The 14331-nt window shown below is 72.4% G+C and carries 13 protein-coding genes; 5 read left to right on the top strand and 8 right to left on the bottom strand.

Going from position 1 to position 14331, the window contains the following annotated elements; genetic code table 11:
* Window positions 1-443 precede the first annotated feature (443 nt).
* Entirely contained in the window at window positions 444-2408 is a 1965-nt protein-coding gene (locus tag ACIBQ8_RS49330) for an endo-1,3-alpha-glucanase family glycosylhydrolase (protein WP_397195676.1), read from the bottom strand.
* Window positions 2409-2722: 314 nt separating this feature from the next.
* Between ACIBQ8_RS49330 and ACIBQ8_RS49325 the strand changes: the two genes are divergently transcribed.
* A complete protein-coding gene (locus ACIBQ8_RS49325) occupies window positions 2723-3142 on the top strand; it encodes an ATP-binding protein (protein WP_397195675.1) in 420 nt (139 codons plus the stop codon).
* 97 nt (window positions 3143-3239) lie between these two features.
* Here the strand turns inward: ACIBQ8_RS49325 and ACIBQ8_RS49320 are convergent, their stop codons facing one another.
* Window positions 3240-3761, bottom strand: a complete 522-nt coding sequence (locus tag ACIBQ8_RS49320) for a hypothetical protein (protein ID WP_397195674.1) — start codon at window positions 3759-3761, stop codon at window positions 3240-3242.
* 40 nt (window positions 3762-3801) lie between these two features.
* On the opposite strand from ACIBQ8_RS49320, the gene ACIBQ8_RS49315 reads away from it, so the two are divergent.
* Complete coding sequence (locus ACIBQ8_RS49315) at window positions 3802-4794, top strand: YbgA family protein (protein WP_397195673.1); 993 nt, start codon at window positions 3802-3804, stop codon at window positions 4792-4794.
* Window positions 4795-4833: 39 nt separating this feature from the next.
* Here ACIBQ8_RS49315 and ACIBQ8_RS49310 read toward each other — a convergent pair whose 3' ends face one another.
* The 4 genes from ACIBQ8_RS49310 to ACIBQ8_RS49295 form a co-directional block, all read right to left on the bottom strand.
* The gene (locus tag ACIBQ8_RS49310; protein WP_397195672.1) at window positions 4834-7008 is read right to left on the bottom strand and encodes a SulP family inorganic anion transporter; all 2175 of its coding nucleotides are present in this window, start codon (window positions 7006-7008) and stop codon (window positions 4834-4836) included.
* Window positions 7009-7152: 144 nt separating this feature from the next.
* Entirely contained in the window at window positions 7153-7512 is a 360-nt protein-coding gene (locus ACIBQ8_RS49305) for a hypothetical protein (protein ID WP_397195671.1), read from the bottom strand.
* A gap of 74 nt (window positions 7513-7586) precedes the next feature.
* Window positions 7587-8060 (bottom strand): hemerythrin domain-containing protein, encoded by a 474-nt coding sequence (locus ACIBQ8_RS49300; RefSeq protein ID WP_397195670.1) that lies wholly within the window; start codon window positions 8058-8060, stop codon window positions 7587-7589.
* A gap of 101 nt (window positions 8061-8161) precedes the next feature.
* Window positions 8162-9310 carry an AI-2E family transporter gene (locus ACIBQ8_RS49295; RefSeq protein ID WP_397179129.1) on the bottom strand — a complete coding sequence of 383 codons (1149 nt, stop codon included), beginning with the start codon at window positions 9308-9310 and terminating at the stop codon, window positions 8162-8164.
* A gap of 258 nt (window positions 9311-9568) precedes the next feature.
* Here ACIBQ8_RS49295 and ACIBQ8_RS49290 point away from each other — a divergent pair, with 258 nt between their 5' ends.
* From ACIBQ8_RS49290 to ACIBQ8_RS49280, 3 genes are all read left to right on the top strand, one after another.
* Window positions 9569-9883 (top strand): hypothetical protein, encoded by a 315-nt coding sequence (locus ACIBQ8_RS49290; RefSeq protein ID WP_397179128.1) that lies wholly within the window; start codon window positions 9569-9571, stop codon window positions 9881-9883.
* 129 nt (window positions 9884-10012) lie between these two features.
* On the top strand, window positions 10013-10561 hold the full coding sequence (locus ACIBQ8_RS49285; RefSeq protein WP_397179127.1) for a copper chaperone PCu(A)C: 549 nt from the start codon (window positions 10013-10015) through the stop codon (window positions 10559-10561).
* A gap of 77 nt (window positions 10562-10638) precedes the next feature.
* On the top strand, window positions 10639-11052 hold the full coding sequence (locus ACIBQ8_RS49280) for a VOC family protein (RefSeq protein ID WP_397179126.1): 414 nt from the start codon (window positions 10639-10641) through the stop codon (window positions 11050-11052).
* A 34-nt stretch (window positions 11053-11086) separates the two neighbouring features.
* Here ACIBQ8_RS49280 and ACIBQ8_RS49275 read toward each other — a convergent pair whose 3' ends face one another.
* Together ACIBQ8_RS49275 and ACIBQ8_RS49270 are read right to left on the bottom strand one after the other, a co-directional pair.
* Window positions 11087-11917, bottom strand: coding sequence for a sugar nucleotide-binding protein (locus tag ACIBQ8_RS49275; RefSeq protein WP_397195669.1), 831 nt, complete (start codon window positions 11915-11917; stop codon window positions 11087-11089).
* Window positions 11914-14301, bottom strand: coding sequence for an ATP-binding cassette domain-containing protein (locus ACIBQ8_RS49270; protein ID WP_397195668.1), 2388 nt, complete (start codon window positions 14299-14301; stop codon window positions 11914-11916). The genes ACIBQ8_RS49275 and ACIBQ8_RS49270 overlap by 4 nt, the downstream gene beginning before the upstream one ends.
* Window positions 14302-14331: the final 30 nt, after the last annotated feature.

The raw sequence follows: 14331 nt of genomic DNA, 5'->3' as shown, positions 1-14331 counted from the left end.
TTCCACTTCTCGTTGCCCAGCAACCAGTCGAACGACTCGGTCTGCAGAGCGAGAAGATCAGGAACTTCGAGGGGCTCCTGGATGCGCGCGAAAGACACGCGATGAGGACCAGCGGGAACGACGGCGGGAACACTCTGCGAGGCTGCCAACAGTTGACCTTCCGGAGGGCACGGATGGAATCGAACTGCGCGCACGCCAAACGCCCGGACCGGAATCCGGGGCGTCGAAGGGCGGCGCGAGGCAGCAGCATAACTCAACTGAGAAACGAATGTCCACACTTACTATAAGTGTCAACCTCGGTGCCGCCTTCAGCTTTTCACGCCAGGGCGCATGTGTCAACTCCTCCGCCATGAGACGTCCGACCGGCCATGGAGAGTTCCACGCGGCCGAGGCGGCGGACGTGGCCGGGCCCGCGCGGTCGGCGCGGGCCCGGTCCCGGACGGTCAGCGTTCGCTGGAGGCCGCGCGGTAGTGCAGGTCCTGCACGTACGGCGTCGCGGTGATCGAGTACGGCGAGACCACCTTGGCCGCCGTCGCCGACCCCCTGGTGACGGTCGCCGACGCGGTGCCCGTCTTCAGCGGGAACGTCCTGGCCGACACGCCGGCGGGCGCGTCGTAGCTCTGCGTCGTGCCGCCGACGGTCACCGACACCTTGGCCGCCGCCGTCAGCATGGTGAGCACCTCGACCGTGTCCCGCGCGGCCGTGCTGCCGCCGCGCAGCTTCATGAGCTTGGTCTGCGCGAAGGAGGGCTGGGCCGCGACCGGCTGCACCCGGTGGGTCAGGTACGCCGCGTCGTTCGTGATCTTCGGGCAGCCGAGCTTGTGGCAGGTCAGGTAGTAGGCGTTGATGTCCAGGTACGTCCAGCCGGCGTTCCTGGACGGCGCGAACTGGGTGTTCTCGGAGTAGTCGTTCCAGGTGGTGAGCTGGACCCAGTCGGCCTCGCCGTCGATCGCGCCCTTCCATGTCGCCCGCAGGTTCTCGGTGTTGCCCGCCTCGTCGAAGACGCCCTGGTTGGGGCGTTCGTCCTGGACCGACACCGGCTGCATCCAGATCTTGCCCATGCCGTGCGCGCGGTCGATGTTGCCGCCCAGGGAGGCGTTGGCGGCGGGGTTGCGGTTGCCCCAGTTGGAGAAGCCGTAGCTGATCGAGGCGAAGGCGTCCCGGTACTTGTTGAAGTCGAGGAAGCAGGGCACCAGCGCCACCTTGACGCCGTGCTCGGTCTCCATCGTCTTCATCCAGGCCGCCCACCAGGCGGGGGTGCGTCCCTCGGCCTTGAACGGCGCCACCACCAGGCGGTCGTCGGCGAGCCGGTAGACCGACTTCGAGGCGGCCAGCTTCGCCATCGCGGTGGCGAACGCGGCGCTGTCCACCGAGGCCAGGCCGTTCGTGTCCGGCATCAGCACGATCTTGAAGCCCGGGTCCACGGCCTCGGCGGCCTTGATCAGGTTCTGCACCCGCGTCCAGTGGGCGCTGGTGATCGACAGGATGTCGACGGTGAAACCGTCCAGGCCGGCCGCGATGGCCTGCTTGACCTCGGTCTTGAAGTCGGCCAGCGCGTAGTCGCCGCTGATGGGGTCGCGCCCCGTCGGCCGGTCGCGCAGCAGCCCGCCGTAGGCGGCGTGCTTGCCGCTCTCGCCGTCCGGCTTGAGGTAGTTCCTGGCGTAGTAGTCATTGGCCGGGGCCTGGTTGTCCAGCGACACCGGATACGGCGTGAAGTAGTGCGCGAACACCTTCTTGGCCGACCCGCGCAGGGCCGCCTTCCCCGGCAGCACGAACGGCAGCGGCCCGTCGGTCTGGCCGCCGGCCTCGGTGTAGGTGACCGTGAGCTTCGGGCCGCGGTTCCCGGTCTCGCGCGAGGACATCAGCACGGTGGCGGTGGCGTCGCCGCCGGTGAGGGCGAAGGCGTACGTGCCGTCGCCCTTGACGGCGGCGGACACGTCCAGCTTGACCGTCGTCCCGGCGGTGAAACCGGTGTGCGAGGCCACGGCCGCGGCGCCGAACTCGGGGCGGGTGTTCCAGGTGGTGGCCGCCTCGGTCCAGGAGCCGGTCACGGGACGGACCGACACGGTGGTGTCCGTCGTCCTGGCCGGGACGACGTCCAGGGTGACCTTGACGTCCTCGGCGTCCTGCGGGATCCCGGCGACCTTGAAGCGGGTCAGGCCGACCCGCTGGCCCGCGACGGCGCTGCCGCACGCGGCGCCGCAGACGCTCATCCAGGTCGCGGTCGCGAAGCTCTTCGCCGGCTCGGCCTGGCTGATGAACACGTCCTCCGTGGCGGCGAACGTCACGGTGAGGGGTGCGACGGCGGACGCCTGCGCGGGCGTGGCGGCGCCGGCCGGCGCGGCCAAGCCCGCCAGCGCGGTGAGCATCGCCACCGCGACCGGCAGGGCCCGATATCGGTTGAGCATGGAACTCCCTTGGCTTTCGGTGCGCCTCCGCGGCAGCGGAGCCGCGTTGCATCGCCAACGATGGAGCAAGATCGAGTTCCCGGCCAGGAGTTCCGGATAAATCCCCCATTTGGAACGTTGCTATTTTTCGTACCCTCGGTACGTCATTGCGGTCAGGCGGCCCGCCGCCGGGAGGCTCCCTGGTGGGGCATGGCGCGGAAGCCGCAACTCGGGCAAGATGGACCAGCCCTTCTCTGTCTCCGCTTGGCCTGCGCGCACGACCGAGTCAGTGTCATCATGGGCACACGGTGTGTGATTTCGGGTAGGAGGGACCGATGTCCGAGCCTTCCCCCGGCGCTGCCGCAAGCTGGCCGATCAGCCGAGACCTCGCGGGGCTGCGGGAGCTCGTCCGCCGTCACGCGCTCCAGGCCGGGCTCGCCTCCCAGCGCGGCGACGACCTCGCGCTCGCCGCCAACGAGGCCGTCACGAACGTCCTCGACCACGCGGGCGGGGCCGGCTGGGTGCACATCTGGACCGACGACGACTTCCTCACCGTCGACGTCGACGACCACGCGGGCCGCCTGCGTCCCGACGCCTGCCCCGAGGCCCGTCCCCAGATCGGGCCGGGCGGTTACGGCCTGTGGGTGATGCGCCGCCTCTGCGACGAGTTCGTCATCACCCAGAGCGGCGCCTCGTCCCAGGTCCGCCTGCGCATGGCCCGCAGCCGCCCGGCCGGCGCCCCCCACCACCCCTGACCCGCCCCGGCGCCCGAGCGCCCGCGGCTCGGCGGCTGATCATGATGAGTGCCGTACGCCCTCCCGCCGGCGGGACGGGAGGCGGGGTGAGCGGCGGTCAGGCGGTCTCGCCCACGCTGCGCCGGTGCCATTCGGCCAGCTCGACGAGCAGCCCGTCGGCCGCGCCGCCGAACATCGCGGCCAGCTCCTCCGCGTCGTCCACCACCACCACGTGGTCCAGCAGGTCCGCGCGCAGCCGGGCCGCCCTCGGGTCGCCGGCGCCGTCCGGGTCGAAGGCGGTGGCGGCCAGGAACAGGCCGCCGACGCCGGCCAGCGCCGCGGTCTGCCGGGCCTGCGTGCCGAGCACCGTCGCCGCGTCGGCCGGTACGGCGGGCAGCGCCGGCCGCCCGTCGCGCAGCAGCAACGTCAGCGGACGGGCGGGCACCTGCTCCCCCACCTCGCCCGCCGGCACGTGGGCGCTCCCGTCGGCGTGCCGGGCCGCGTGCCGGGGACGCCCCCAGGGCACGCCGTGGGCCTCGTCCTGCGCACTCGCGCGCGTGAACAGGCCGCCGTCGGCGTCGACGACGAGATCCCCAGGCTGCCACTGCTCGCCATCAAGTGGAATGTGCGCATTCGTCATGCCTGAACGCTACGCCCTGGTTGCGACAAATCTTCGTGGCGTGCGGAGGCGCGAGCTGGGCATCTGTCAGGACATGGCGCAGGCGCAGGATTGGGGCAGGCCGCGGGTGGCGGTGTCGAGCTGTCTGCTCGGCGAGCCGGTACGGCACAACGGCGGGCACAGCCGCGCCCGTTTCCTGACGCAGGAGCTGGCGCCGTTCGTGGACTGGATACCCATCTGCCCCGAGATGGAGATCGGCCTCGGCGCGCCCCGCGAGACGCTGCGCCTGGAGCGGTCGCCCGCCGGGCCCCGCCTGATGACCCGGCAGAGCCGCCGCGACCTCACCGCCGCCATGGACGAGCTGGCCGCCGAACGTTCCCCGAGCCTGGCGGCCGACGGCTACGTGTTCAAGGCCAAGAGCCCGAGCTGCGGCATCCACGGCATCCCGCTCTACGCCGGCGACCACGCGGTGACCCGCGACAACCGGGGCCTGTTCGCCGACGCGGTGATCGAGGGCCACCCGCTGCTGCCCGTCGAGGACGAGGGGCGGCTCAACGACGCCGTCCTGCGGGAGGCGTTCGTCGAGCGGATCTTCGCCCACGCGCGGCTGCGCGAGCTGCTGGAGAGCGACTGGCGGCCGCGCGACCTGGTCGCCTTCCAGGCCCGGCACAAGATGCAGCTGCTGGCCCACTCCACCGAGGGCTACCGCGAGACCGGCCGCCTGGTCGCCGCCGCGGGCATCCGGCCGCGCGAGGAGCTGGCCGCGGAGTACGGCACGGCGTTCCGGCGGGCGATGGCGGTCAAGGCGTCGATCGGGCGCAATGTCAACGTGCTGCAGCACTGCCTCGGCATGCTCGGCGACGAGCTCGACCCGGTGCGCCGCGCCGACCTGGTCGAGGTCATCGGCTCGTACGCGGCGCACCGGGTGGCGCTGAGCGTCCCGCTGACGTTGCTGCGCCACCACGCCCGCGGCGAGGCGGCCACCTACGTCCAGGACCAGACGTACTTCTCCCCCTACCCGGAGGAGCTGGGCCTGCGCAACCACGTGGTGTGACCCCGCCGCGCCGGGCGGACCGGCGCGGCGGGGCGGCGGCTACGCGGGGCTGGGCCCGGCCGGCAGCGAGCCGTCCGACTCCGGAGCGGCCGGCGCGCGCGGCGGCACATGGTGCACCCGCGCCGAGCCGATCTCGAAGTACAGCCCCACCAGCGTCAGTCGCCCGGCCCTGACCTGCTCGTCGACCTTGCGGTAGGTCCGCAGGTTCTCCAGCTGCTGCTGGATGTTGAGCCGGCACAGCGCGTCGAGGGCGGCGTCCTCGGCGGCGGCGTCGTGGCCGCCCTCGCCGAGCCGGTCGAGGCTGGGGTGGCCGTGCCGGAGCCAGCGGCTGAGCTGCGGCAGGCCCTCGGTGGTCGCCGGGCCCTTCAGCAGCGCCGCCATCGCGCCGCAGCCGGAGTGGCCGCAGACGGTGATGGTGTGCACGCTCAGCACGCCGGTGGCGTACTCGATGGCGGCGGCCACCGAGTCGTCGTGCGGCTCGGAGCCTGCGCACGGCACGAGGTTGCCGATGTTGCGGACCGTGAACAGGTCGCCGGGCCCGCTGGAGGTGATCAGGCTGGGCACGACCCGCGAGTCTGCGCAGGTGATGAACAGGTGCGAGGGTCGCTGCTGGGTGGCGAGCTGGGTGAAGATGGGCCGCAGCAGCGGGGCCGTGCGCTTGTGGAACTCGTCCGCGCCCTGGGCCAGGCGGCACTCGATCGCCGCCGTGGCCGACAGCGGACGGCCGCGGTGGGTCCACGGCAGCCACCAGCGGCCGGGCGCCTTGGGCGGGCTCTTGGCCGGGAACATGCGCCCGCCGCTGGCCGCCATCGTGTACCACTCGTCGTGCAGCTCGTCGATCGTGACGGTGCCGCCCAGGCGCTCGTGGTCCAGCCGCCAGGAGTGGATCGCGTCGAAGGCGGCGTTGTCCATGAAGTCGATGTTCAGGTCGAGGTCGACGGCGACGCCCGGCGGGATGGCGCGCAGCTCCTGGGTCAGCCGGGGCACGCCCAGGAAGGTGAGCGAGCCGGAGACCGTCGCGTGCAGGACCCCGCCGGGTTCCTGCCGTTTGTCCACGGTCACCCGGGTCAGCCGCCGCAGCGCCAGCAGCGCGGCCAGCGCCAGCCCGGCCAGGACGCCCTCGGCCAGCCCGACCAGGATCACGCCTGACATGGTCATGACGTAGACGGGCACCTCGTTGTGGCCGTGGACCTTCCTGAGGTGGCCGAGGCTGATGGTCTTGATGCCGATGAAGACCAGCAGCGCGGCCAGCGCCTCCATCGGGATCAGCTTGATCGTCCAGCCCAGGCAGAGGGCGAACAGCAGCACCCAGACGCCGTGCAGGATCGCCGACCAGCGGGTGCGGGCGCCCGCCTGGATGTTGGTGGTGCTGCGCACGATCACCCCGGCGACCGGCAGCCCGCCGAGCACGCCGCTCACCATGTTGGCCACGCCCTGGCCGGTCAGCTCGCGGTCGAGGTCGGAGCGGGGGCCGGTGTGCATGCTGTCGGTGGCCACGCAGCACAGCAGCGACTCCGCCCCGGCCACCAGCGCCACCAGCAGCACGCCCATGGCGATGTGCTGCCAGTCGCCGGCCGGCAGCACCGGAGGCGCCCACGCGGTGATCGCGCCGGACAGGTCGATGCGGGTGACGTTCCAGCCGAACACCGCGGCGGTGACGGCGGCGGCGAGCAGCGCGGCCAGCGGCGCGGGGATCGCCCGGACGTGCTTGGGCATCCGGCTCCAGGCCAGCAGGACCGTGATGGTGAGGATGCCGACCATGACCTTGTGTCCGTGCAGGTCCATGATCTGGCTGGGCAGCTCGGCCAGGTTGGCCCACGGCGACTGCTCGGGGCTGCCGCCGAGGACGACGTGCAGCTGGGCGAGCGCGATGATGATGCCGACGCCGGCCAGCATGCCGTGGACGACCGCGGGCGAGACCGCGAGGGCGGCCCGAGCCGCCTTGAACGCGCCGAGCAGCACCTGAAGCCCGCCGGCCATGATCGTGATCAGGCAGGTGGCGCGCCAGCCGTAGGTCTGCACCAGACCGGCGATCACCACCGTCAGGCTCGCGGTCGGGCCGCTGACCTGCACCACCGAGCCGCCCAGCCGCCCGGCGACGATGCCGCCGACCGCGGCGGCGACGAGCCCGGCGGCCAGCGGCGCCCCCGCGGCCAGGGCGACGCCGAGCGAGAGTGGCACCGCGACGAGGAACACCACCAGCGATGCCGGCACATCGTGTCTGAGAGTACGCATGATGCTACTCTCCGTAGTTATATTCATGCGGCACACCTTAGTGCCAGATCAACCCCACGTCGGACGACGGTAAAACGCGCCGGACATGTCCTTGCTGTCCGGCGCGTCGCCTGCCGCTCCGCCCTACTGCGCGGCGTCCTCGCAACTCACGGTGACCAGGGCGAAGAACACGTGGGTGCGGACGTCCTGGGAGACCACCGACTCGAACACGGCGCAGTCCGTGAACCCGTGGCCCAGCGCGTTGCGGCGGGCGTCGGACTCGGCGGCGGCGAGCGCGACGTTCTCGGCGAGGTCACGGCCGAAGCCGTCGAACAGCGTGCCCGTCCGGGCGGCGGCGCTGGTGGCGGCGGTGGTGGCAGCGGTGGTCGCGGCGGTGGTGGCGGCCGCGGCGGGCGTGGCGGCGCCCGCCAGGACGGCGGCCCCGGAGCCGGCCAGGACCGCCGCGCCCAGCGCCGCCGACAGCTTCCTTCTCAGGTACGTCATGGTCTCCCCCTGGGTCGGGATGGGTGGGCCTGCACCCGTTGGGGCGTTCCAAGCCGTTCCATCCCGCGCCGTGGCTAGGAGGAGGCGCTGGGGATCTTCAGGGGGTCACGCGAGGCCTCGGCCTTGGCCTTGGCCATCTCCTCGCCCAGCTCCTGCAGCCGGTTGCGTCCCATGGACTCGCGCACCTGCGGGAACCACTCCTTCTCCTCCTCCTCGACGTGGTGGCGGACGTTCTCCATGAGCACCGTCATCTTGGCGTCGTAGCGCTCGTCGGCCGGGTCGAGGTCCTTCAGCTCCGACAGCATCCAGACGACGACGTGGTGCTCCTCGACGCTCTCCAGGATGTGGTCGGTGGTGTCGGGGGTGCCCGAGCGGGCGGCCGGGTAGAAGATCTTCTCCTCGATGTAGGTGTGCGCGGTCAGCTCCTCGATGACCTGCGCGACGATCTTCTGCTTGGTCTTGTGGGCGTCCGGGCCCGCCTTCTCGAACTCCTTGAACAGCTTCTCCACGGTCTTGTGGTCCTCTTTGAGCAGCACGATCGCGTCCATGGACGGCCTCCCTGGGGTCGGGACGCCCGGCGGGGTCGAGGGATGCCGGGCGTCGGGTCCGCCCCAGATACCCCGAGGTCAGGCGCTCACACCCGGCGCCCTCAGTGACGTTCCTGACGCGGCAGCACCACGTGGTTGACGATCACCTGGATGGCGGCCGCGACCGGGATGGCCAGCAGGGCGCCCACCACGCCGAGCAGGGCGCCGCCGATGAGGGCGGCCACGATCGTGGCGGCGGCCGGCACGTCCACGGACGACTTCATCACCTTGGGCGCGATCAGGTAGTTCTCGATCTGCTGGTAGACGACGAAGAAGATCAGGGTGGCGATGGCGACCGGGAGCGAGGCGAACAGCGCGACCAGGGTGGCGATGCCCGCGCCGATGAAAGCGCCGATGAGCGGGATGAGGTCGGTGAGGGCCACGATGATCGACAGGGCCAGCGCGTACGGCACGCCCGCGATCGACAGGAAGACGAACGTGGTCACGCCCGCGATCAGCGAGATGATCAGGTTGCCGGCCACGTAGCCGCCGACCCGGTTGAGGATCTCGTCGCCGAGCAGCCGGGCCCGGTCCCTGCGGCTGCGCGGGATCAGCCGGTAGCCGGTGCGCGTGATGGAGCGCAGCGCGCCCAGGAAGTACAGGGTGAGGATGAGCACGGTCAGCGTGGAGAACACGGCGCTGACCACGATCGAGGCGATGCCGAGCAGCCCGCCGAACACCTGCCGGCCCAGGTCGCCGCTGGTCAGGTACGTCTGCAGCCGCTCCAGGAGCTGGTAGCGCTGGTCCAGGTCGCGGATCTGCGGGTTGTTCTGCAACTGCTGGATGTAGGTGGGCAACTGCTCGGCGAACTGTCCCGCCTGCTCCGACAGCGCCGGGATGACCGCCATGGCGAACCCGGCGAACAGCACGATCACCGCCGTGAACACCGCGGTGATCGCCGCCCAGCGCGGCAGGCCGTGCTCCTCCAGCCAGCGCACGGCCGGATCCAGGCCGACGGCCAGGAACAACGACACGACGATCAGCAGGAGCATCGAGGCGCTGGCGGTGAGCGCCTGGACCAGCATCCAGGCGGTCAGCACGCCGAGCGCGGCGGTGAACCCGAAGACGAAGGGCGTGCTGCCGAACGGCCGTCCGGGCCGGCCGAAGGGCAGCGCCGTCGCCTCCGGACGGGGGACGGAGGCGCGGCCGTCACGGACGGCCGCGCCGGGTTCGCCCGGCGGGGCGGAGGGAGTGAACTGATCACCAGACATGGGGGCTCCTGAACCTGAGAAACCCCCTTCTCTGCCCGGCCGCGGCCAGGTCTATCGTCACCGCCGTCGCCGCTGCCGCCCCTCGCGGCCCGGACGGCTCCGCCGGGACGGCCCGGCCCGGCGATCAGGGCGCTGACCTGCGCCGTTTCGCCGTGCCGGGCAGAGGGTAGGCCGCTCATCCCGGGGGCGGCGGGCTCGCCGGCCGGCCGGTGTCCCCGTCGCGGGGGCCGGGCAGGACACGAGCCAAGGAAGAACGGCATGGGGGAACCGCAGCAGGTGCAGGTCGAGATCCTCGACCAGGCCGCCATCGAGGACCTGATCGGGAAGGTGGAGGACGTCGCCAGGCAGCCGGGCGCGGCCGACCGGGTGGCCCGGTGGCGGGCCGAGCACGGCGCCGAGCACGCCACGCCGAAGGCCCGCTCGTTCGTCGTCGTGGGCCCGACGCTGATGTTCCTGCACCCGTGCCCGGACGGCGTCGTCCTGCCGTTCGCCGCGTACCCGGACGGGACGGTGAAGGTCTACACCGATCCCGAGCACGCCGGTCTGAGCTTCTACCGCGACTCCGGCGGGTAGGCGCGTCCGGCATGGGGCCCGGTCAAGGGGGTACATCGTGGTTGCGGTCACCCCCCGCAGGCGGCGCCCGTGCGAGCGGGCCCGCGCTGTGGCCTCGTCACCGGCCTCACACCACACGAAGGCGCGAACATGAGGACATCACCACGGGGCCCGCGAGCGATGCTGCTGCCCTTCCTGTCGGCCCTGTGCGTGCTGGCGCTGCTGCCGGCCTGCAACCCGGGGCAGCGGGAGTCGCCCCTTCCGCAGGGCACGGCCCGGGAGGGGCTGGTCGACGGGCAGGTGGGGGCGATGCGGCTGCTGCACGTCCACATCCTGGCCCCGGCCATGGACCAGCAGAAGGCGGGCGACGACCTCGGCCTCTACCTGACGCTGGTCAACGAGAGCGACCAGCCGCAGAAGCTCGACGGCGTCAGCACCGTGCACGCCAGGAAGGTCGTCTACCGGGCGGGGCCGGGGGCGGCGCAGGAGGAGGTCAACGTGACCGTCCCGGCCCGCTCGACCGTCTCGCTCCAGGAGGGGCAGAGCCGCCCGCACCTGGAGATCCTCGACATCGACCGCCCGCTCGGGGCCACGCCGATCGACGTCACCTTCCGCCTGACCACCGGCACGACCACGCTGCGCATCCCGGTGCTGCCGCTGGAGCGGGGGGCCGGCACGCCCGCGCCGGGCCACAGCTGAGGCCGCCGGAAGCGCGGACGGACGGCGGTCAGGAATCGAGAAGCGTCGCCCGGGTCGGCGGAACTAGCGTGACCGGCATGGACATCACCATCCACTCCAGCTACCTCCCCCACGACGACCCGGACGCCTCCCTCGCCTTCTACCGCGACGCCCTCGGCTTCGAGGTGCGCGCCGACGTCGGCTACGACGGGAAACGCTGGATCACGGTCGGCCCCGCGGGCCAGCCCGGCACGTCGATCGTGCTGCAGCCGCCGGTCCCCGACGGCTGCGGCATCACCGAGGACGAGCGCCGCACCATCGTCGAGATGATGGCCAAGGGCACCTTCGCCGGCATCAACCTGTCGACCGACGACCTCGACGCCGTCTTCGACCGGCTGGCGGCGAACGGCGCGGAGATCGTCCAGGAGCCGGCCGAGCAGCCGTACGGGGTGCGCGACTGCGCCGTGCGGGACCCGGCGGGCAACCTGATCCGCATCAACCAGCGTCCCTGACGCGAACCCTGCGGCAGGCTCTCAGGCGGCGGGGTCAGGGGCGGGCCGGGTCGAGGAACCGGCGCGCGCCGCGCAGCCTGGTCCGCAGCAGCCGCTGGGTGGCGGCGCAGTCGAGGCGCACGTCGAGCGGGCCGGGCACGCCCGAGTCCGCGCGCCGGCCCGCCGGGAGCCGGGCCGGGTCGAGCCCGTCGCGGCGGGCGACGAGCAGGCCCAGCTCGTACCGGCTCACCGCGTCGGCCCCGGCGACGTGGCGGACGCCCGGCGGGCCGGCGGCGGCCAGCTCCAGCAGGGCCGCGGCGAGGTCGGCGACGTGCACCGGGCATCGCACGTCGTCGGTGAACAGCACGCCCTGCGTCGCGCCGGTGGCCAGGGCGTGCACCAGCGCCTCGTGCGACGAGCCGCCGTCGCCGAGGATCAGCGACGTCCTGGCGATCACCGCGTCCGGCGCGACCGCGGCCACGACGGTCTCGGCGGCCGCCTTGGCCGCGCCGTACGGGATGATCGGGTCGGGCAGGCACGTCTCGTCGTAGCGGACCGCCGCGCCGGAGAAGACGGTGTCGCTGGAGACGTGCACCAGGCGGCTGCCCGCCGCGGCGGCGGCCACGGCGACGTTCGCCGCCCCGGTGGCCGTGGTGGCCCAGTCGCGCTGCCGGAAGGCGGCGTTGACGACCGCCGCCGGCCGGACCGCGGCGACCAGCGCCTCGACGTCGGCGCGCCGGCGCACGTCGAGCGGCGCCCAGGCGACGCCGGCCGCCTGGCCAGGACGGGTGTGGCAGGTCGCGGTCACCTCGTGCCCGGCCGCCGCGCCCTGCCGGACGAGCTCGGCGCCCAGGAAGCCGCTGCCGCCGACGACGAGCAGCCTCATGCGGACGTCGCGCCGACGTAGGCGGCCAGGTGCTCGCCGGTCAGGGTGGAGCGGGCGGCGACGAGGTCGGCGGGGGTGCCCTCGAAGACGACCCGGCCGCCGTCGTGACCGGCTCCCGGGCCCAGGTCGACGATCCAGTCGGCGTGCGCCATGACCGCCTGGTGGTGCTCGATGACGATCACCGACTTGCCGCCGTCGACGAGCCGGTCGAGCAGGCCGAGCAGCTGCTCGACGTCGGCGAGGTGCAGGCCGGTGGTGGGCTCGTCGAGCACGTAGACGTCGCCGCCCTTCTCGGCCATCTGGGTGGCCAGCTTGAGCCGCTGCCGCTCGCCGCCGGACAGCGTGGTGAGCGGCTGGCCGAGGCTGAGGTAGCCGAGCCCGACGTCGGCGAGCCGGCCGAGGACGGCGTGCGCGGCCGGGGTGCGCGCCTCGCCCGCGCCGAAGAACTCCTCGGCCTCGGTCACCGGCATCGCCAGCACCTCGCTGATGTTCCGGCCGCCGAGCCGGTACTCCAGCACCTCGGCCTGGAAGCGCCTGCCCTCGCACTCGTCGCAGACGGTGGCGACGCCGGCCATCACGCCGAGGTCGGTGTAGAGGACGCCGGCGCCGTTGCAGTTGGGGCAGGCGCCCTCGGAGTTGGCGCTGAACAGGGCCGGCTTGACGCCGTTGGCCTTGGCGAACGCCTTGCGGATCGGGTCGAGCAGGCCGGTGTAGGTCGCCGGGTTGCTCCGCCGCGAGCCGCGGATGGGGCTCTGGTCGATCGACACCACGCCCGCGCCGGCCGGGACGGACCCGTGCACGAGCGAGCTCTTGCCGGAGCCGGCCACGCCGGTGACGACGACCAGCACCCCGAGCGGGATGTCGACGTCGACGTCGCGCAGGTTGTGCTTGTTCGCCCCGCGGATCTCCAGGGCGCCGGTGGGCTTGCGCACCTCGTCCTTCAGCCGGGCCCGGTCGTCGAGGTGGCGGCCGGTGACGGTGCCGCTGGCCCGCAGCCCCTCGACGGTGCCCTCGAAGCAGACGGTGCCGCCCTCCGTGCCGGCGCCGGGGCCGAGGTCGACGACGTGGTCGGCGATGGCGATGGCCTCCGGCTTGTGCTCGACGACGAGCACGGTGTTGCCCTTGTCGCGCAGCCTGACCAGCAGGCCGTTCATGCGCTGGATGTCGTGGGGGTGCAGGCCGATGGTGGGCTCGTCGAAGACGTAGGTGGTGTCGGTGAGGGAGGAGCCGAGGTGGCGGATCATCTTGACGCGCTGCGCCTCGCCGCCCGACAGCGTGCCGGCCGGCCGGTCGAGCGAGAGGTAGCCGAGCCCGATCTCGACGAAGGAGTCGAGCGTCCGGCCCAGCGTGGCCAGCAGCGGCGCCACGGACGGCTGGTCGAGGCCGCGGATCCACTCGGCCAGGTCGGTGATCTGCATCCGGCACGCGTCGGCGATGCTGACGCCGTCGATCTTCGAGGACCGGGCCTGCGGGCTGAGCCGGGTGCCGTCGCACTCGGGGCAGGTGGTGAAGGTGACGGCCCGCTCGACGAAGGCGCGGATGTGCGGCTGCATGCCCTCCTTGTCCTTCGACAGGAACGTCTTCTGGATCTTCGGGATCAGGCCCTCGTAGGTGAGGTTGACGCCCTCGACCTTGACCTTGGTCGGCTCCCGGTGGAGGAAGTCGCGCATCTCCTGCTCGGTGAAGTCGCGGATCGGCTTGTGGGGGTCGAGCAGCCCCGACTCGGCGTAGACGCGCACGGTCCAGAAGCTGTCGGACTTCCAGCCGGGGATGGTGAAGGCGCCGCCGGCCAGCGACTTGGAGTCGTCGTAGAGCTGGGTGAGGTCGATGTCGGAGACCGTGCCGCGGCCCTCGCACCTGGGGCACATGCCGCCCAGGCGGGTGAAGCTCTGCCGGACCGTCTTGCTGGAGCCGCGCTCGACGGTGATCGCGCCGCTCGCGCGGACCGAGGGCACGTTGAAGGAGTAGGCGTTGGGCGAGCCGATGTGCGGCCGGCCGAGCCGGCTGAACAGGATGCGCAGCATGGCGTTGGCGTCGGTGGCGGTGCCGACGGTGGAGCGGGGGTCGGCGCCCATCCGCTGCTGGTCGACGATGATCGCGGTGGTCAGGCCCTCCAGGACGTCGACCTCGGGCCGGGCCAGCGTCGGCATGAATCCCTGGACGAACGTGCTGTAGGTCTCGTTGATCAGCCGCTGCGACTCGGCGGCGATGGTGGCGAACACCAGCGAGCTCTTGCCCGATCCGGACACGCCGGTGAACACCGTCAGCCGGCGCTTGGGGATCTCGACGCTGATGTCCTTGAGGTTGTTCTCGCGCGCGCCGTGGACGCGGATCAGATCGTGGCTGTCGGCGATCTGCCGCTCGGGCGGCGTGTGCGTGCTCATCGTCTCTCCATCTTTCGCGCGGGCCCCGCA

This window comes from Nonomuraea sp. NPDC049646, from assembly GCF_044465525.1.
In the GTDB taxonomy this organism is placed as follows: Bacteria; Actinomycetota; Actinomycetes; order Streptosporangiales; family Streptosporangiaceae; genus Nonomuraea.
The sequence above is the reverse complement of the archived record's forward strand: the minus strand, read 5'-3'. Positions and strand labels throughout refer to the sequence as shown.

Coding starts and splice junctions, on each gene's coding strand:
- ACIBQ8_RS49325 (WP_397195675.1), top strand. CDS start 2,723: ATGTCCGAGCCTTCCCCCGGCGCTGCCGCAAGCTGGCCGATCAGCCGA.
- ACIBQ8_RS49300 (WP_397195670.1), bottom strand. CDS start 8,060: ATGGACGCGATCGTGCTGCTCAAAGAGGACCACAAGACCGTGGAGAAG.
- ACIBQ8_RS49275 (WP_397195669.1), bottom strand. CDS start 11,917: ATGAGGCTGCTCGTCGTCGGCGGCAGCGGCTTCCTGGGCGCCGAGCTC.
- ACIBQ8_RS49320 (WP_397195674.1), bottom strand. CDS start 3,761: ATGACGAATGCGCACATTCCACTTGATGGCGAGCAGTGGCAGCCTGGG.
- ACIBQ8_RS49290 (WP_397179128.1), top strand. CDS start 9,569: ATGGGGGAACCGCAGCAGGTGCAGGTCGAGATCCTCGACCAGGCCGCC.
- ACIBQ8_RS49285 (WP_397179127.1), top strand. CDS start 10,013: ATGAGGACATCACCACGGGGCCCGCGAGCGATGCTGCTGCCCTTCCTG.
- ACIBQ8_RS49295 (WP_397179129.1), bottom strand. CDS start 9,310: ATGTCTGGTGATCAGTTCACTCCCTCCGCCCCGCCGGGCGAACCCGGC.
- ACIBQ8_RS49305 (WP_397195671.1), bottom strand. CDS start 7,512: ATGACGTACCTGAGAAGGAAGCTGTCGGCGGCGCTGGGCGCGGCGGTC.
- ACIBQ8_RS49280 (WP_397179126.1), top strand. CDS start 10,639: ATGGACATCACCATCCACTCCAGCTACCTCCCCCACGACGACCCGGAC.
- ACIBQ8_RS49270 (WP_397195668.1), bottom strand. CDS start 14,301: ATGAGCACGCACACGCCGCCCGAGCGGCAGATCGCCGACAGCCACGAT.
- ACIBQ8_RS49330 (WP_397195676.1), bottom strand. CDS start 2,408: ATGCTCAACCGATATCGGGCCCTGCCGGTCGCGGTGGCGATGCTCACC.